Source organism: Vibrio sp. 1CM2L (genome assembly GCF_023161695.1).
Taxonomy (GTDB): Bacteria; Pseudomonadota; Gammaproteobacteria; order Enterobacterales; family Vibrionaceae; genus Vibrio; species Vibrio coralliirubri.
Window position 1 is genome coordinate 512,644 of record NZ_JALNTT010000001.1, and the last position, 18,485, is coordinate 531,128.

General features: G+C 45.2%; 14 protein-coding genes. 10 read left to right on the forward strand and 4 right to left on the reverse strand.

The annotated features are described in order from the left end of the window. Positions 1 to 105: 105 nt before the first annotated feature. The gene (locus MSG34_RS02140; RefSeq protein WP_048609811.1) at positions 106 to 1,080 is read right to left on the reverse strand and encodes a L,D-transpeptidase family protein; all 975 of its coding nucleotides are present in this window, start codon (positions 1,078 to 1,080) and stop codon (positions 106 to 108) included. 346 nt (positions 1,081 to 1,426) lie between these two features. Between MSG34_RS02140 and deoD the strand changes: the two genes are divergently transcribed. The 4 genes from deoD (at position 1,427) to MSG34_RS02160 (ending at position 6,925) form a co-directional block, all read left to right on the forward strand. Beyond that, entirely contained in the window at positions 1,427 to 2,137 is a 711-nt protein-coding gene (deoD, locus tag MSG34_RS02145) for a purine-nucleoside phosphorylase (protein ID WP_017061880.1), read from the forward strand. Between the two features lie 82 nt (positions 2,138 to 2,219). After that, entirely contained in the window at positions 2,220 to 3,689 is a 1,470-nt protein-coding gene (locus tag MSG34_RS02150) for a lactate dehydrogenase (RefSeq protein ID WP_048610586.1), read from the forward strand. A gap of 186 nt (positions 3,690 to 3,875) precedes the next feature. Next, positions 3,876 to 5,345: a hypothetical protein gene (locus tag MSG34_RS02155; RefSeq protein ID WP_248336151.1), complete on the forward strand. Its 1,470-nt coding sequence runs from the start codon at positions 3,876 to 3,878 to the stop codon at positions 5,343 to 5,345. Beyond that, on the forward strand, positions 5,345 to 6,925 hold the full coding sequence (locus MSG34_RS02160; RefSeq protein WP_248336152.1) for a GGDEF domain-containing protein: 1,581 nt from the start codon (positions 5,345 to 5,347) through the stop codon (positions 6,923 to 6,925). The genes MSG34_RS02155 and MSG34_RS02160 overlap by 1 nt, the downstream gene beginning before the upstream one ends. Before the next feature lie 80 nt (positions 6,926 to 7,005). On the opposite strand, the gene MSG34_RS02165 is transcribed toward MSG34_RS02160, so the two are convergent. Beyond that, positions 7,006 to 7,908 (reverse strand): DMT family transporter, encoded by a 903-nt coding sequence (locus tag MSG34_RS02165; protein WP_248336501.1) that lies wholly within the window; start codon positions 7,906 to 7,908, stop codon positions 7,006 to 7,008. A 250-nt stretch (positions 7,909 to 8,158) separates the two neighbouring features. On the opposite strand from MSG34_RS02165, the gene MSG34_RS02170 reads away from it, so the two are divergent. The 6 genes from MSG34_RS02170 to MSG34_RS02195 all read left to right on the forward strand — a co-directional run bounded on the left by MSG34_RS02170 (position 8,159) and on the right by MSG34_RS02195 (position 13,761). Further along, positions 8,159 to 8,554, forward strand: a complete 396-nt coding sequence (locus MSG34_RS02170; protein WP_048610582.1) for a DUF3302 domain-containing protein — start codon at positions 8,159 to 8,161, stop codon at positions 8,552 to 8,554. Continuing rightward, a complete protein-coding gene (locus MSG34_RS02175; RefSeq protein ID WP_050650987.1) occupies positions 8,554 to 9,684 on the forward strand; it encodes an HlyD family secretion protein in 1,131 nt (376 codons plus the stop codon). The genes MSG34_RS02170 and MSG34_RS02175 overlap by 1 nt, the downstream gene beginning before the upstream one ends. Positions 9,685 to 9,986: 302 nt before the next feature. Then, positions 9,987 to 10,535 carry an ECF-type riboflavin transporter substrate-binding protein gene (locus MSG34_RS02180; protein WP_004732085.1) on the forward strand — a complete coding sequence of 183 codons (549 nt, stop codon included), beginning with the start codon at positions 9,987 to 9,989 and terminating at the stop codon, positions 10,533 to 10,535. Between the two features lie 6 nt (positions 10,536 to 10,541). Beyond that, entirely contained in the window at positions 10,542 to 12,236 is a 1,695-nt protein-coding gene (locus MSG34_RS02185; RefSeq protein WP_122081245.1) for an ABC transporter ATP-binding protein, read from the forward strand. After that, a complete protein-coding gene (locus tag MSG34_RS02190; RefSeq protein ID WP_122081246.1) occupies positions 12,233 to 13,072 on the forward strand; it encodes an energy-coupling factor transporter transmembrane component T in 840 nt (279 codons plus the stop codon). The genes MSG34_RS02185 and MSG34_RS02190 overlap by 4 nt, the downstream gene beginning before the upstream one ends. 224 nt (positions 13,073 to 13,296) lie before the next feature. Further along, a complete protein-coding gene (locus MSG34_RS02195) occupies positions 13,297 to 13,761 on the forward strand; it encodes a TetR/AcrR family transcriptional regulator (protein WP_086774926.1) in 465 nt (154 codons plus the stop codon). Positions 13,762 to 13,859: 98 nt separating this feature from the next. Here MSG34_RS02195 and glgB read toward each other — a convergent pair whose 3' ends face one another. After that, positions 13,860 to 16,040, reverse strand: coding sequence for a 1,4-alpha-glucan branching protein GlgB (glgB, locus tag MSG34_RS02200; protein ID WP_122081247.1), 2,181 nt, complete (start codon positions 16,038 to 16,040; stop codon positions 13,860 to 13,862). Between the two features lie 175 nt (positions 16,041 to 16,215). Further along, positions 16,216 to 18,396, reverse strand: coding sequence for a 4-alpha-glucanotransferase (malQ, locus tag MSG34_RS02205; protein WP_019821657.1), 2,181 nt, complete (start codon positions 18,394 to 18,396; stop codon positions 16,216 to 16,218). Between the last annotated feature and the right edge of the window lie 89 nt (positions 18,397 to 18,485).

Here is an 18,485-nt window from a genome sequence, read left to right on the forward strand (position 1 = left end):
TTAACGAATGTGGTGCTTTTTTTGGGCGATACCAATTCGAGTAGAAGGTATTGATTCGAGTAGAGAAAAGATAAAACGCCCCTTGTTACAGAAGAAGCAGTCGAATTAAAACTCAATCACAGGTGGTGCTATCTCTACAGGCACGCCGTTTTGAGCAAAGATAACCGCTTTCGCCTTTGAATTTGGCAGTTCTGCGTCTTCAAGCCACCATTTTAGTTCCACAGGGATCTGTAATGATTTCTTCGAACCATCACTTCGAGTTAATGGTTCGTGCGCTTCAACAAACACACTTCTATCTGGCTCTAACGACACCTTGATAGGCTCATTGATAATAGTGACCTGTTCACCACGGTTCACTTGCTCAAATAGCCACTCAATGTCTTTAGGTTCCATTCGGATACAACCAGAGCTAACTCGTAAACCTATCCCGAAGTCTTTGTTTGTACCATGGATCAAATAGTCGCCAGCGCCATAAGCAAGCCTCAGAGCGTACTCACCCAATGGATTTTCCGGCCCAGCGGGAACCACTCTCGGTAATTCAATGCCTTTTTCAAGATACTCTTTGCGGATTGAATTTGGTGGCGTCCATGTTGGATTCGGTCTTTTTTGGCTTATCTTGGTGATCATCTCGGGAGTATCGCGCCCCACTCGACCGATACCGACAGGGAAAACATGCACCTGATTTTTCTCAGGCTCGAAATAGTACAACCTTAACTCAGCAAGATTGATGACGATCCCCTTTCTTGGGGTGTCTGGCAGAATCAAGCGGCTTGGAATGCTTAACACATAGCCTTCCGCGGGAAGAAAAGGATCCACCCCTTTGTTGGCTGCCATTAGAGAGAGAAAACCAATATCGTATTGCTTGGCAATAATGGCTAAGGTTTCGCCCGCCGCCACTTCATGTTGTTGGATTCTGCCCACAATGCGGCTTTCTGTTGGTGGCAATTCAAAGGTTGCAGCAGACACCCACGATGAAGCTATCCCGCTGGCAAGCAAAGTAGTTCTTACAACAAGCGACACCGCCCTGTGAAGTCGTGTTTTCATTGACGGTAAAGGCGTCGAGTTAGCGCAATGCGACATACAAATCCTTGGTTTGTCTTTTATCAAAGTTTAGATTATCTCTGATCAAACGTCTCTACAACGTATTGTTGTCTCGAAACTGATAGGCAACAAGTTTATATGTAAGCCTTTTCCTCTCATTCGCTTGCAATTAACCCATACAAAATCGATTGCCTTTACGCTTTCAACAGATTTGGTTATCAATATTAATAAAACTATAATGACGGACCTGTTTTGTGACTAAAGTCTCATGGAGCCACGTTCTAACTCGCTAATATTGCCTCAACAAAACGAATTCAATTCAACAGAATCGGTAATTGATTAAATCCTGTTCCTATAATTACCGTTTAAACTTTGGAGAACGACCATGGCTACACCTCATATTAATGCTCAAGCTGGTGATTTCGCAGAAACAGTACTTATGCCGGGCGACCCGCTTCGCGCAAAATACATTGCAGAAACATTCCTTGATGACGTGAAGCAAGTTTGTGACGTTCGCAACATGTTTGGCTACACAGGCACTTACAAGGGTAAGAAAGTTTCTGTAATGGGCCACGGTATGGGTATCCCATCATGCTGCATCTACGTACACGAGCTAATCGCTGAGTTCGGCGTGAAAAACGTTATTCGTGTAGGTAGCTGTGGCGCGGTACGTGACGACGTTAAACTAATGGACGTTGTTATCGGCATGGGTGCATCTACTGACTCAAAAGTAAACCGCATTCGTTTCAACAACCACGACTTCGCTGCTATCGCTGATTTCGGTCTTCTAGAAGAAGCAGTAAACCAAGCACGTGCACAAGAAGTTCCAGTTAAAGTTGGTAACGTATTCTCTGCAGACCTTTTCTACACTCCAGAAGCTGACCTTTTCGAAAAAATGGAAAAGCTAGGCATCCTAGGTGTTGATATGGAAGCGGCTGGTATCTACGGCGTTGCTGCAGACCTTGGTGCTAAAGCACTAACTATCCTAACAGTATCTGACCACATCATCCGTGGTGAAAAACTAAGTTCTGAAGAGCGTCAAAAATCTTTCAACGACATGATGAAAGTTGCTCTAGAGACAGCAATCAACATCTAACGATTTGATAAAAGATACATTGAAAAGCGTTACCCCGCAGCCAGGCTCGCTTGGCTGCTCAAATAATCCCGAGGGGGAGATCGTGTCTAACGACAAGCTGCCAAAAGATGCGGATGGTTTGCAACTCAACTTTTGTAAAACATTGGCGTGTGACAACTTTGGCTTGAGCGATGCAAAACGGTATGTTTTGCAACACGCGAACCCTAAGCGTCCAGCGATGGTTTGTCGTGAATGTGGAGCTTTCCCCCCCTTACTTAACAATCGTGAAGTGTTAAGCGAACTTCATCGCCTAAGACAACTTCACAGCGATGGGCTTCCTGCTTGTCGTAATGATGACTGCGATAATTTCGGCTTATCGGTTCATACCCACAAACATCTTTATCATGCCTTCGGCTACAGTGGCGACAGGCAGCGTTATCGATGCAAAGACTGCCAATCAACCTTCGTTGATAAATGGTCTGGATCCAATAAAAAACTCCAATTTCAAGAGAACCTCATGGGCTTACTGTTCATGGGCTATTCCGTACGTGAAATCTGCCGAAAATTAGAGATCAACCCAAAGACTTTCTATGATCATGTTGACCATATCGCGAGCCGTTGTCGTCGTAAATTAGCGATGATCGATGCACGATGGGTTAACCATGCGAAAGATTACGAATTCGCATCTCACTACCAGCGTCTGCAACCACAAAGTAACAACGGTGTGGTGTGGATAGCGACAGGCGAGGCGCATTCTGGCTATATACTTTGCCAACACGTTAACTACTCTCAAAATGAAGAACCATCAGGAAACGTCGACCACAACCCTTATGATGATGTGGCACGATTTGTATCCAAAGAGCACTCTTCAGAAGCGAACCTCGAACTGCCTCAGCCCTCAGACAAACTAAAAGAGCGCATTGAACAGCAGTACCAAGTAATTCTTGCGAGAGGTAACGTTGAGGACCCTATGGGTAACCTCACCACATTTAGCTACCCTTCAAAGGGTGCACTCATTCGACCGCCTTATACCTCTTATGCTCACTTCTTACATGTGTTGGATATGTGTAACGAAGACAAGCATGTCGCCATCTATATGCCACAAGATCCATTACTAAGATCTGCCGCTTTAAGCGTATGTTTGCCGCGCATTCAGAGTCAAAATATTGACCTTATGTATGTCGAAGAAGATTCTGGCTGGCAAGACGATCAAAGTTTTGAAAAGATCGACATCGTTCACATGAGTTGGTGGCGAGATCGTTGGGCTATTGCGAATCAGGGTGATAACCAGAAAGGTATCTGCTACCTAACCGGTAACAATCCAGAACCAAAACAGTGGTTTAACACGGCCTCAATTCAACAAACTAAGTTCTATCAACAGCGCTTTCAGCTGTTATTTGATAGCTTTATTAATGAGCCCAGACGTAAGCTTCGTCCTGGGGGCATTCTTCCATTGCTCGACATATTTAGAGCTTGGCACAATCTGTGCTACCAAGATAAGCAAGGGCTCACGGCAGCACAACGCTTAGGCGTAGCGGAGCTGCCATTAACTCTAAAGCAACTACTTTCATAGCAACAAAGCCTCTAGGTAATTATTCGGGAACTCATTGATTTTAAAGCGACAATATGAGGTAACACCCATAATTAGAAAAGATCGATGTTCCTTTGACGCTCTACGAAAGATAATTGGTGCTTATCTCAAATTACACTCTTATAATGATTGTGTTATCAATATGTTCGATAATCATGGATCTAAGTCTTGGACAAAAATCAGTACCTTCTTGAAACAGAATTAGAAAAACTCAAAACTCGTGTCGACTCTGAGCCATCGGTGATCCTAGAGATTGCCCAACAATGCCTAGTCCGATCAGAGCAAGTTCTGTTTGAAGAGGGTGTCATCCAGTCATTGATGCTAATGGCAAGGTGTAGCTGGAACCTGATGGATTACCAAAAAGGTTTAAAATACATCAAGGAAGCCTACAAGCGCCAAATCCGATTAGATACCGACCTTTTTCTCCCTGAAATCCTCCATTTACACGCGCTCCAGTTCTGGGGACAAGCCAAGTATTACTCCGCCCAACAGTTCTGGATCAATGCCTTAGAACAGTCCGCATTGGTTGATGAAGTCGAAATTCAAATTGAATGCCTCATTGGCCTTGGCAATATTTGGCGAATGACCCACGAATATAAACTTGCACGTTCAACCCACCAGCTTGCCGTGAAAGTGGCTAACAACAGCCGCATTGGTTGGTTAGAGGGCAAAGCCAGAATACTGCTCGCTTGGGATTACTACCTGCTCAACAACTATGTTGAAATGCTGTCGGTATTGGACGGCGCAGAAGAAGCATTAAAAGACCATAAAGATAACACTTGGCATGCTGAGGTGTGGGACTTCCGAGGCCTTGCCCTACTTGGTCTTGAACGCTTAGATGACGCAGAGCGCGCCACAGCCAAAGCGCACAATCTGGCCGTTGAACACAACCTAGTTTGGATGAAGGCGCACTCATACATCAGCCGAGCTAGATTAGAGCTCTTGAGAAAAAGGCCAGAACAAGCGGCGGAATTACTCAGGCTCGCAGAACAGTCTGCAAACGAGTTCGATAATGGGGAGTTGCTGAGCCAAATCTGTTACCAACAATCCTTGGTGGCGGAAGAAAACCAAGACTTCCAAGCCGCACTCGTCGCATTTAAAAAGTACCGTCAATATTCTATCGGCATGCTCAAAGAGCAAACAACACGTGTTGGGTTAGATAAAGCGCGCAGTTCGAAACGCCAGCTTGAACAGAGAGCACGAAAACTGATTAACCGTATTCGCGGTCAGCACGAGTACGATCCTGAAAAGCACCTCTCTTACGTTGTCTCTGAAACCTTTTGGTGGGAAAAGTTGGTGCTATTTAAGACAGAGCTTAAACGCTCAAACCACAGCATCATTATGTTCCATCATGTCGATACTGATTACTTAGATGTCTGTACCGAGCTTGCTCATGCTTTATGTAACCAGAATGACTTCATCGCAAGGCTAAGCTCTGAACGTGTGGCTCTTATGCTTTCCGAGAAAGGCGAAGCCGCAGAGCAAACCTTCCAAACTCTCAGCACCATGCTCGATATCTATCCTTGGCATAGAAAAGGATTAAAAGGTTCGAAACCAACCGTCAGCCTCAATGATATTTTAACGTTCCCGTTCACGCTTGAACAACTCGAAGAAGACCATGCTGAGGTAATAGAATAATGGAAACTCTATTAAGCAAGATCACAGACGCCGGTTTAGACCCTTCATCAGTATCAGGTGAAGAAGCGATCATCTTCTGGAACCACATTCGTCAGCACGTTTCGACAACGCAAACAGAGCAAGCACACTGCTATATCATTAGCTCTGAATACCGTGCTGAGTTACAACAAAATCAAACCAGTATCGAAGAGTTGAGACGAGCACTCGATCTGCTCCACCTTCCTGCCGATGTCGAAGACATTCTGACAGTCAAAACCAGCCTAAGTGACCGCTTAGTTGAAATTGGTGATTACACCTCAGCACTCAATGAATTCGTCAGTTCATCGACAATCGCGGTTGAACACGGCCATATCGATGAATATGTATTAGCCATTTTAGGCATGGGGAACCTGTGTGATTCCTATGGCGATCACAACAGAGCCCTTCGCTACTATCAAAAAATCAGCAGCATAGACCATGCGATAAGCAGTCGCTCACTTCGCCTTAAATTCAAGCTGCATATGGTAGCAAGCTTGCTTCTACTCAATCGCATTACTGCAGCCAGCGATTTACTGAATGAGTGCGAAGAACTGAGTATTTTGGTGAGTGACAAGTTGCTCACAGCTCAAATATTGCTTTACCAAGCAAAGGTGCTGCGCGCTAAGAAAAAACACCATGAAGCGCTACGCTGTCTGTCTAAAGTTCAATACCCAGCCAACAGCACTCAAGCAAGCTGGCTTGCAACCATGACTCGTCTAGAGCTAGCACATTGCCTAAGTGCAACCGGCAAGCAAGACTACGCGAGCATGATTTTGTCGAGCACAGACAAACGCGTGAAAGCCTACTCGTCGCCAGTACTTGCAAAGCGATTCTACGATTCGCTGAGTGATGTGTGTATGAATCAAGGGCGTTTTCAAGAAGCGCTAAGCTATGAGAAAAAAGGCTACCGAATTGAAACCGATCTGATGAAGCAGATCCCGATCAGTGAACTCGGTGCAAGCCAGCTACGCCGACTGTCTCGTTTTGAGTTACAACTAAAACTCATTCTCTCTGAACAAGAGAACAAAGAGCTCAAAGAGACAACCGAACAACACAAGAATGCGGTGGCTCAGCTTCAACAAGACGTATTCACAGATCCATTAACAGGGTTGCACAACCGCCGCTGGTTAGATGTGAAACTGAAAGACATGCTGCTGCACGATACCTCTTTCGCGCTGATGGTTATTGATATTGACCACTTCAAGTCTATCAATGATGAACTGAGTCACTTAGTGGGTGATAAAGCGATTGTTAGTGTGTCTCAAGAGCTGCGCTCATACTTTAAGTTTAGAGGCGCGTCGTGTGTCAGATTTGGTGGAGAAGAGTTCCTCGTCATTCTAGAGAACACTGATCTTCCTAAAGCGGAAATGCACTCTGAAAATTATCGAGAGCGCATCTTCCAATTCGGTTGGCATGAGATACTTGGGGAGCGCGGTTTGACCGTGAGTATTGGTATCACTTTGCATCGTGACGGAGAGAATACTCAACGCACCTTCTACCGTGCCGATAAAGCTCTATACCGAGCTAAAGCCAACGGCCGTAATCAAGTTTGTACAGAGTAATGGCATGTCACTCTGTAATTCTGTAATTCTGTAATTCTGTAATTCTGTAATTCTGTAATTCTGTAGCTAAGGCCAACAGATTATTGATAAAAGAACAGGGAAATACCCGCGAGGGCGGCAAGCGTCCCGATGATACTTTGTTTTGACACCTTCTCCCCTTTCAGCGCATAAATCACCAAAATAAAGACCGGGCTGGTCGCTATCAAGGTTTGTGCAATCGCAGGGTTAGCATTTTTCAGCGCCACTTGTTGAAACCATAGAGCAAGAAACGTCCCGACAAAGATTGCTCCTAATAACCAAAGTTTATCGAGCTTGGTCATTTCCCATAAATCTCTTTTTATCGATGAATACGGCTTCTTTTCAACGAAAGGGATAATCAGCATCACGGCAAACACGCCGATCGTCAGGCGAATCAATGCACCTAACAATGGTGGAATATCGCCCGCCACTAACGCGTAATGAGAAATAACCACACCAGATGCCTGACAGACACTCGCCACAAGTCCATAACCAATGCCCCCCCACTGCGCTTGGTCATTCGATTCACCGCTCGCCGATTTTGATGGTTGGAAGACAACGAAGGTCACCGCCAGTGTTGTAATCACGACACCGAGCCAACTTTGCACTGTCAATACAGCGCCAAGGAACATTAATGCCAACACACCAGAAAGAGGCGGGGCTAAAGACTCCAGTAACAACGTCTTATTGGCACCGATTCTTTTCAACGCTGCAAAATAGGCGCTATCTCCAATCGCAATGCCAATCACACCTGAAATTGCCAATATCAGAAAATGGTTGGTACTCAGTTCAAAGTCCGGCATCGGAATAAGAGGCATGACCAGCAACATCATCCCTGACGCTACTATACCCTTAACAATGTTCAACTGCATCGCAGAGAAGCGATGTCCAAATTGCCCATAGATCCATGTCGCACATGCCCACACAATTGCAGCGCCAATAGCCGCTAATTCACCTATATACATCCGTATTTGTCCCTTGTGGTTATGCCCGTCATTTAGAATCGTAGCTGTCATCATTTCAGCTTAAATACCAACCAGAAAGCCAAAATAGCCTCTTCAAACGCGATGAGAATTTATAAGATTCATCAATGCTTTTATTCGCATTAGAAGCGACAACACATTATTTTCAACTCGGTAAATCATTTTTATAACAATTACTTGGATGATAGCGTAGTATATTTATAACTAATATCTAACATTACAAGGATCTGTTATGTTTTTAGACTACTTTGCACTCGGTCTACTGATTTTCGTAGCATTGGTTATCTTTTATGGCATCATCGTTATTCACGATATTCCCTATGAAATTGCGAAAGAACGTAACCACCCTCATCAAGATGCTATTCACGTCTCAGGCTGGGTTAGCCTATTCACCTTACACGCTATTTGGCCCTTCCTTTGGATCTGGGCAACGCTGTGGCGTAAAGATCGTGGTTGGGGCTTCGCTAAATTAGAAGAAGAGCAACACGATATTCATCATCGCGTCGATATTCTCATCGATCAAGTGAGTACCCTTCAGGAAGAAATCGCACAGCTCAAGCAAGCTGGTGCTGAGCAAAACAGTCCAGAGAAAGAGACAAACAACGTTCAAGATCAGGAGGCTAAGTAATGGATTTACTGCTGATAATGACCTATGCGGCACTTTGTATCACCATCTTCAAAGTATTTAATATCCCGCTCAATAAATGGACAGTACCTACCGCCGTTCTTGGAGGTGTCGTCATCATAGGTACTTTGATCCTACTGATGAACTACAACCACCCTTTCACGCAAATTGGTAATCAAGTTTACTCAACAACGCCAGTCGTTTCAGGCGTTAGGGGTAAAGTTATCGAAGTACCTGTAGAGGCAAACAAACCTCTGAAGGAAGGGGATATTCTTTTCAAAATCGACCCAGTTCCATTCGAAGCTGAAGTTGCAAGATTAGAAGCTAAAGTAAAGGAAGCAAGCCAAGGTGCACTTGGAATGGAATCTGAAGTGGCTGAAGCTGAGGCTGCAAAAATCAAAGCCATCGCAGAGAGAGATAAAGCCCAACGTGAATTCTCTCGTTACAAGCGCGGTTATGACAGCGGAGCCTTTACCGAGCAACAATTAGATACACGCAGACAAGCTTACAAGGCATCAGAAGCCGCCGTGAAAGTGGCCGATGCTAATCTAGAACAAGCAAAAATCGCCTTAGACTCTGAAATTGGTGGCGAGAATACAGCCGTTTTAAGCTTACTGGCTGAATTGCGTAAAGCTCAGTTTGATTTAGAGCAAACCGTGGTTCGAGCTCCCACTGACGGATACGTTACGCAGCTAGCATTGCGCCCAGGTGTTATGGCAGTACCGCTTCCTTTAGCTCCTGTGATGACCTTTGTTCACACAGAAGAACAATTCTATACCGCAGCGTTCAGACAAAACTCCTTACAACGCCTACAACCGGGCTACGAAGCTGAGTTCTTGTTTAGAGCATTGCCAGGGAAGATATTCAAAGGACGTATTGATGAAGTGATTCCAGCTATTGGTGAGAGCCAATTCCAAGCTAGAGGCGCGCTTCTAGGTACTGATGCGTTGCGTACCAGTGGTCGTGTGTTTGTTAAATTGAGCATCACAGATGATCTGTCTGACTACCATTTACCTATGGGTACCGCGGTTGAAGTTGCCGTTTATTCTGACAGCTTCACTCACGTGTCTATCATGCGTAAGGTCCTTATTCGCATGAAGAGTTGGCAAAACTATCTATATCTAGACCACTAAACGGTCGTAGATATGTGACGAACCCGCTTAACACATTGTTAAGACGAATGAAAAAGCCAGACCCGCTCTGGCTTTTTTGTTGCTTGATTAACCGTAAAATTGCGCTTTTTACACGATATTTAGGTGTTCAGATGGAATTTTAGACATCTAGACACTTACCTTCCCTTATGGAAGGGTTCTACTGTATAATGCGCGCCTTATTTTTTATATTTGCCCAAAAAACGTTCTCATTGAGACGCATATTAATAATGGCGAATATTCGTTCTTTATTAAGCTTTATCTTTCAGTATTCGAGGTTATCTATGAACTTTTCAGCTAAAACAGTGGTCGTTATTGCCATTGGCGCGGCACTGTACGGCATTGGTGGTTTACCTATGTTTGGTGTCCCAGTGTTTGCGAACACGACATTGAAACCAGCGATGGCAGTCCTAGCACTGTTTTCTGTTTTGTTCGGCCCAATTGTTGGCTTCTTAGTTGGCTTTATCGGTCACTGGGTAACGGATCTGTTCGCAGGCTGGGGCGTGTGGTTAACTTGGGTACTAGGCTCAGGTATCGTAGGTATGGTGATCGGCTTATTCCCTATGATGACTAAGAACCGTCTTCAACAAGGCGAGCTGCCAATGAAAGATTTTGTGTTGTTCGTGATACTGGCCCTTGCAGGTAACGTTGTAGGCTATGGCTGCTCTGCGTTCCTAGACACCATCCTATACGCAGAACCGTTTACTAAAGTCTTCACTCAACTGTCTATCATCGCAGCGGGTAATACCGTTCTGATCGCTGTTGTGGGCTTCCTGATCCTAAAATCAGTCGCTAAACGCAACAAACAAAGCCGCAACCTGACTGAGGCATAAGCGATAATGACTATAGCATTTTCGAACTTCTCTTTTAGATATGAGTCGCTGGATAAACCGACGCTAAAAAATATCAATCTAAGGATAGAGAAAGGAGAGAAAATCGTCATTATTGGACCAAGTGGTAGTGGTAAATCTACCCTAGGTCAGTGTCTCAATGGTCTGATACCTCATGCAATCAAAGGTGAGGTGTCGGGCTCTTTAGAGATAAACGGCAAGAATATCTCTGAGTTTTCGATGCACGATTATACCGAGCAAGTCGGCACTGTATTGCAAGATACTGACAGCCAGTTTGTGGGTTTGAGTATCGGTGAAGATATCGCGTTCGCACTCGAAAACCAGTTGATGTCGAACATTGACATGTACCCGTTAGTTAAGTCGACGGCAAAAATGGTCGACCTAGCGGACATGCTTGAGCGTTCACCTCATGACCTTTCTGGTGGTCAAAAACAGCGAGTATCGTTAGCGGGTATCTTAGTTGATGACGTTGATATCTTGCTGTTTGATGAGCCTCTAGCAAGCCTTGACCCGAAAACGGGTAAGGCAACGATTGAGATCATTGATCAGCTGCATAAAGAAACCAACAAGACCATCGTGATTATCGAGCACCGCCTCGAGGATGTCCTACATCGCGATATCGACCGCGTGATCTTAATGGAGCGTGGTGAAATCGTTGCTGACACGACACCCGATGAAATCTTGGCTTCTGAATTACTTGATACACACGGCATTCGTGAACCGCTTTACTTATCAGCGCTTAAGGCGGCGAAAGCACCACTAACCAGCGAAGACAAGCTGTCAAACCTCAAAGCTTTAGACTACAAAAGGTTCCGCCCTGCTGTTCAAGCATGGTTTGCTGAGCGCCCAGCCCCGTTAGCAGAGAAGCAGTACCCACCTTTACTCGAAGTTCATGGTCTGACTTATTCTTACGACGGCGAGAAGAACGCACTCGAAGATGTGAGTTTCAAGATTGGCAAAGGTGAGTTCGTTTCGATTCTGGGCAAAAACGGTTCGGGTAAATCAACCATCACTAAACTCATCATGGGTGTGATCGATGCCGATTCAGGCTCTTCCTATCTAAATGGTGAAGACCTATCTGAGCTTTCTATCTTTGAAAGAAGCCAGAAAGTCGGTGTCGTGATGCAGAACCCAAATCATATGATCTCGCATCATATGATTTTCGACGAGATTGCCTTTGGTCTTCGTAACCGCAATATTGCAGAAGAGCTGATCACAGAAAAAGTAGAGCATGTTCTTGAACTGTGTGGGCTGAGCAAGTTCCGTCACTGGCCGATCGAAGCACTGAGCTACGGCCAGAAAAAACGTGTAACGATCGCTTCTATTTTAGTGCTGGAGCCTGAGCTTCTTATCTTGGATGAGCCGACTGCAGGTCAAGACTACCGTAACTACACATCCATGCTGGCATTCATCCAAAAGCTTAACCGTGATTTGGGTATTACCGTTGTGATCATCTCACACGACATGCACCTCGTTCTCGAGTACACCACACGTTCGATCGTAATCGCAGACAGCAAGTTGATTGCGAATGCAGCGATGACGGAAGTATTTAGTCAACCATCTCTTCTAGAACGTGCAAACCTTTGTACCACCAGCATTTATGAACTCGCGACTATGATGAAAATCGACGACACCAATGCATTCATGCAGTACTTCATCGACTACGAGAGAAGCGCTCAATGAACGCATCAAAAGTAAAATTCGGCATCAATTACATTGATACAAAATCACCGCTTCATGCTCTCAACGGCATCACCAAATTTGCGCTCTTTTTAGCTTGGGTGACCGTAGTATTGACTACGTTCGACCTGAGATTGATTACGCTGCTTATTGTGACTGGTTTATACCTGCTAAAGCTTACCAATGTACCTGTACGCGTGTATAAGCCTTTGTTGTTAGGAACGGCAAGCGTATTAAGCCTAAATGCTCTGTTCATGTACCTGCTGGCTCCCCAGCAAGGTACTGAGCTCATCGGCAGCGAAACCTTATTGCTGACATTGCCGGGTAACTACTCGTTGAGCCAAGAGACACTGTTTTACTTGGTTACTGTCACGCTCAAATACATGAGCATGTTCCCGATAGCGTTGATTTTTGTCTTCACAACGCATCCGACTGAGTTTGCAGCTAGCCTCGACCGTATCGGTGTTCCCTACAAGATCGCCTACGCGGTGAGCTTAACATTGCGTTACTTGCCTGAAGTTAAAAAAGACTTCATCAATATCATGCATGCTCAACAGGCTCGCGGTGTAGAGCTCTCAAAGAAAGCGCCTCTAATTACTCGAATCAAAAATGTTGCTAAGGTTCTAGGCCCGCTCATTTTCTCTAGCTTGGACCGCGCAGACGAGATCTCTAACGCAATGACATTACGAGGTTTTGGTCGACACAAAGCACGCACTTGGTATAGCTATGCACCTTTGAAACGTATCGATTTAGTTTGTTTGAGTGTCATCGCTTTTATCGTGGTGTTAGCCATTGCGAAACGTATTCTAGAGCCGCAGTTATTTTGGTATCCGTTCTAGTCATCTGAATTAGCAAAGATAAACAAAGACTTTAAATAACACACCGCTCAATAGGGCGGTGTTTTTGTATGCACTTAAATATGATCAAAATTCAAACAGATGAATGTTAATTATCGTTTTTTAACGATAAACTGACCATTTATTTACCTCTGGGGTTTGAGATTTAATTCAGAAACTCTTAATATACTGTGTTTACAGAATGTTACACTCAATAGAGATTTGTAATGGCTCGAATAACTCAAGTACAGAAACTAGAAAATCAAAAAAACTACGATAACATCGTACTAAACCTTTTTCTGGCTGAAGGACATGAAGCACTAACTTATGCAAGGATTGCTCAAGAAATTGGCATTAGTTTAACGACGCTTCAGGGCTATTATCCGTCGACCCGCGCTATTCGTTCAGTACTTCACGAACACATGCTATCGATCGTTATAGACAGTCTAGATTTTTCATCAGAAGCGCTCTTTATCCAATCTTGGCAAACCGCTCTAGATGACGAGCAGTTTCGATACGTGATTAAATTGATGTTTTTCCATGCTTCGCAAATAAAGAACCCTGAGCAATTTAATCTCAGCTCAAACGGCGAATTTCGTGAAAAGATGTTGGATAGTTTTGGCAACGACTCAGTTCGAATCCTTGAAATGGTAGTCGGACGCTCAATGTTCTATCTCACCAACTTCAAGTAACACTCACCAGCTTACTGAAATAGAAAAAGGGAACCCTTGGGTTCCCTTTTTTAGACTTTCAGAAAAGTGAGCAGCGATAGCTTGCTCAACTTATAGACCTAATTTAGCTTGTAAAAAACGGTCGATAACGGCGGTAAGCGTAGTTCAATCGATGTGTCTAGCCCTTCGCTTTCTACTGATTCAATCTCAACAGTCTGCTTCACTTCAAAACCGCTGCCTGCATAGTCCTCAGAGTCTGTGTTCAACAGCAGTGAGTACTGACCTTTTGCAGGAACACCTAAGCGGAAATGCTCGTGAGGCACTGGCGTAAAGTTAGAGACAACTAATACACGCTCACCAGATTCACTGATACGCTCATGCGCAAGAATGCTTGCTTCAGCAGAGTCCTGTAGACGCCATTCAAAGCCTTTTGGGTCAAAATCAAGATCGTGCATTGCAACTTCAGAGCGGTACAGGTTATTCAAGTCTTTCGTTAAACGCTGAACTCCTTGATGACGTTGGTAATCCAGCAAGAACCATTGCAGTTGGTCATCATGGTTCCATTCAGCCGTCTGACCAAATTCTGCACCCATGAAGTTTAGCTTCTTACCCGGCTGCGCATACATGTAACCCATATAAGCACGTAGATTTGCCGTTTGCTGCCATTCATCACCCGGCATCTTGTTGTGGATAGAACCCTTACCGTAAACTACCTCATCGTGAGACAGAGACAATACGTAGTTCTCGCTGTGTGCGTAAACCAGCGGGAAGGTAATCGTATCGTGGTGATATTTACGGTTGATTGGATCTTCTTGGATGTAAGACAAGCTATCGTGCATCCAACCCATGTTCCACTTAAAGCCAAAGCCTAAGCCGCCCATGAAGGTAGGTGCAGAAACACCTGGGAACGCTGTCGACTCTTCGGCAATCGTCATCGCATTCGGGAAGTGCTTGTACACTTCTTCATTCATCCACTTAAGGGTTGCGATGGCGTCATAGTTTTCGTTGCCGCCGTCTGCGTTCGGAATCCATTGATCATGGCTGCGCGAGTAATCGAGGTACAGCATCGAAGCAACTGCATCAACACGAATGCCATCAATGTGAAATTGCTCGAACCAGTAGAGTGCATTAGAAACTAAGAAGCGACGAACATGCTCTCTGCCTAAGTCGTAAATGTACGAGTTCCAATCTTGATGCCAACCGCGACGTGGGTCCGGATCATGGAACAATGGTGTGCCATCGAAGTTTGCTAGGCCGTGATCATCACTTGGGAAGTGAGCTGGAACCCAGTCCAGAACAACGCCAAGACCCGCTTGGTGACATTGATCAACGAAGTATTTGAAATCATCTGGAGAACCAAAACGGCTAGTCGGTGCAAATAGACCAACAGGCTGATAGCCCCAAGAGCCGTAGAATGGGTGTTCTGAAACTGGCATTAACTCAACGTGCGTGTAGCCAAGATCCGTTAAGTATGGAATCAGCTCAGCTGCCAGCTCGCGATAATTTAAGAACTCACCTTCAGCGTTACGCTTCCAAGAACCTGCGTGAAGTTCGTAGAACGACAGTGCTTCTTTACGTTTCTCCGTCACTGGGCGGTTTTGCCACTTAGCATCTTGCCACTCGTAACGAGCATGATCGTAAGTCACGGATGAGAACGATGGGTATTGCTCAGAGTAGAAACCCCATGGGTCAGCTTTGTGTGGTAAGCCTTCGCCATTTGGTCCTTTTAATTCAAACTTGTATTGAGCGCCTTCTTCCAGTTCAGGAATGAATAGGCCCCACATACCGTAATCTAGGCGTTGCATTGGGTGGCGGCGACCATCCCAAGCATTGAAGTTACCCACCAAGCTTGCCGCAGTTGCATGAGGTGCGTACACCAAGAAACGCGTACCTGAAATCGTCTGTCCATCACGCTCTAGCGTAATAAACTGAGCCCCCATGTGATGATACATATCTTTCGGTGTATGAAGATCTTCATAACTCGCGTACAGATCGTGGTACTGGTACGGATCATCGATGATCTGTTCTACGCCAGCCCAATCAACCGCAAGCTTATAGTGAGTGAAACGTAAGTCTCTCTCTTGCTTAAGAATGAAACCACTTTCACCCTCTCGCGCTAACTCAATACGAGGTTCCTTTCCAACAATCAACTCGACTTTATCTGCCCCAGGAATCCACACACGTAATGCACCTTGCTCAGAAGGTAGGTATGGCCCTAAAAACGCAAATGGGTCTGTAAAACAAGCCTGTGATAGTTGGGTATATATTTGTTTTTGCTTTGAAATCGAACTTAGTTCCAAAACGTTTCTCCCTAACCAAACATCCAAAAAACATAATACAAAAATGCCCGCTATTAGTGCGGGCAATATAACGACGATTTATTCTACCAGATGAGCATTCATTATTGAGTGACCGAGGTTGTAGTTTCGTACGGCGTAAGCAAAAAACCACCTAATTTCAAGTCACTCAACGTCATTACTTACCTGCTTTTTCTCGAACGTCAGTCAGCTTAGAAGCGATACGATTAACGCCTTCGTGAGCAAATATTTCGTCCAAGTTCATTGATAGTTTACGACGCCAGTTAGGGTATTCATCAACCGTGCCAGGAATGTTTACTGGCTTGTCCATCTCTAGCCAATCTTCTAGCTGAACACTCAGTAGTGTTGAACCACCAGCCGCTACGTGCAGTTGAAGTGCCTCAGCAAGGTAAGAGTCCATCGGTACTTGGCTCGCATCACGGCCCACACCTTCTGGTAGGAAACCATGCCATGCTACTGAATCTAAGATACCTTGCTTGCACTCTAGGCGGTCATCGAACAAAGTTTCTAGTTGTTCAGCATCTGGGTATAAGCCAATCTCTTGGCCCATTTTCAGGTCATCACAGTGCCAGAAGCCGCGAAGCGTTGGCATATCGTGAGTACACAGTGCCGCCATCGATTGTGATGCGTAGTGTTTTGGTGAGATGAAACCACCGTCATCTTCTGATGTTTCGAAGAAGAACACTTTGTAAGAGTGTACGCCCGCATCTGCAAGGATGTCGACAATCTCATCCGGTACCGTTCCTAAATCTTCACCGATAACGCTACATTGGTAACGGTGAGACTCAAGCGCCAGAATAGACAGCATATCTTGTACTGGGTAGTAGATGTACGCGCCCTTAGTTGCGTTCTCACCCTTTGGAATCCACCACAAGCGCAGTAGACCTAAAACGTGGTCGATACGCAGTGCACCACAGTGCTTCATGTTCGCACGAAGTAGCTTGATGTAAGCGTCGTAGCTTGTTTCTTGAAGCACTTCTGGGTTTAAGGGAGGTAGACCCCAGTTCTGACCCAAAGGACCAAGAATATCAGGTGGAGCACCAATGCTCGCATCCATCACTAGGTTGCCTTCGTCAGCCCAAGTCTCGCTGCCTGAATCTGCAACACCTACCGCTAAGTCACGGTACAGGCCAACAGCCATGCCTTTCTCTTCAGCAAGAGACTGTGCATCGTTGATCTGGCAATCAGCTAGCCATTGCAGGTACATGTACAGATGAACGTTTTCTAGGTTCTCTTTGATGTACTTCTGTGTCGCTGGGCTGTCGAATGTACGGTACTTCTCAGGGAATACCGGCCATCCCCACATGCCAGAATCTTCGGCATGCAGTTCACCATGTAGAGCATCAAACGCCGCTTGATGCATCAGGCTATCGCCACCCTCTTCTACGAAGGCTAAGAACGCTTGTGCACGGTCGCTGTTTTTGTCTAGATGACGAGTCTTAAATTCTGCGAATAACAGAGGCAAGATGCTCATCTTAAGCTCAGACACTTCGGTGTAGTTTACCCAGTGTGCTTCACGCGCTTTTTGTAGACGCTGTTGGAACTCTGCGCTGCCGACTGTTTGTTGTGCTTCTGCACTTAGTGCGAATTCAGGAACTGAACTCACATCAATGTATAGGATGTTCAACCAGCGACGAGAAGACGGACTATATGGGCTCGCACCTTCAGGGTTCGCAGGGAACAATGAGTGAATCGGGTTTAGACCAACGAAGTCACCGCCGCGAGACGCGATATCAGCAACCAATTGTTTTAGGTCACCGAAATCACCAATACCCCAGTTGTGCTGAGTTCTTAGTGTGTAAAGTTGAACACTTGGTCCCCAAAGCTTTTTGCCTTGCTCGATTGGTGACTGCTTGAAACACGCCTTTGGCGTAATGATCAGTGTCATCTCATAAGGCTTCTTACGGCGCTTACGGCTCACAATGAGCTTGTGGTAACCCCATGCCAAATCACTTGGCAATGCAAACACTAAAGGGCCACCCTCGGCACGCTCGTCACGAACGACTTGAGATTGAAGATAGCCTTCAAGTACCTCTCCTTGCTCGGTTTCTAAGCGCCAGCTAAACTCACTTTCACGAGCACTTACACCTAGATTAAGCGCCACTTCTACTGGCTCACCGTCACGCAAGACAAGAACTGGGTCTAGTACATCTTTTTTGTGTTTTCTTTCTGCTGACTTAAGCAGTGCATCATCGCTGCTTGTATCGTAGCCCAACGAAGCCAATAGAGACGTGATCGTCTCGTCTGATACTTGTGCTTCATCGCCCCACGCACTAACGTAACTGTCGGCAATGTTTGCCATTTCTGCGACTTGTTTTAATACGGTTTGTTCTTTCATCGCTCTCTCCGAAAACGTTCTGACGCTTTCTATTTTGTAGGGTTGTTAATTTAATTTTTACTAATCAATTAGCTTGTGACAATCGGTTT

What these genes read in the sequence shown, in the direction of transcription:
- MSG34_RS02140 (WP_048609811.1), bottom strand. Translation starts at nt 1,080, where the DNA reads ATGTCGCATTGCGCTAACTCGACGCCTTTACCGTCAATGAAAACACGA.
- deoD (WP_017061880.1), top strand. Translation starts at nt 1,427, where the DNA reads ATGGCTACACCTCATATTAATGCTCAAGCTGGTGATTTCGCAGAAACA.
- MSG34_RS02160 (WP_248336152.1), top strand. Translation starts at nt 5,345, where the DNA reads ATGGAAACTCTATTAAGCAAGATCACAGACGCCGGTTTAGACCCTTCA.
- MSG34_RS02165 (WP_248336501.1), bottom strand. Translation starts at nt 7,908, where the DNA reads ATGTATATAGGTGAATTAGCGGCTATTGGCGCTGCAATTGTGTGGGCA.
- MSG34_RS02170 (WP_048610582.1), top strand. Translation starts at nt 8,159, where the DNA reads ATGTTTTTAGACTACTTTGCACTCGGTCTACTGATTTTCGTAGCATTG.
- MSG34_RS02175 (WP_050650987.1), top strand. Translation starts at nt 8,554, where the DNA reads ATGGATTTACTGCTGATAATGACCTATGCGGCACTTTGTATCACCATC.
- MSG34_RS02180 (WP_004732085.1), top strand. Translation starts at nt 9,987, where the DNA reads ATGAACTTTTCAGCTAAAACAGTGGTCGTTATTGCCATTGGCGCGGCA.
- MSG34_RS02185 (WP_122081245.1), top strand. Translation starts at nt 10,542, where the DNA reads ATGACTATAGCATTTTCGAACTTCTCTTTTAGATATGAGTCGCTGGAT.
- MSG34_RS02190 (WP_122081246.1), top strand. Translation starts at nt 12,233, where the DNA reads ATGAACGCATCAAAAGTAAAATTCGGCATCAATTACATTGATACAAAA.
- MSG34_RS02195 (WP_086774926.1), top strand. Translation starts at nt 13,297, where the DNA reads ATGGCTCGAATAACTCAAGTACAGAAACTAGAAAATCAAAAAAACTAC.
- malQ (WP_019821657.1), bottom strand. Translation starts at nt 18,396, where the DNA reads ATGAAAGAACAAACCGTATTAAAACAAGTCGCAGAAATGGCAAACATT.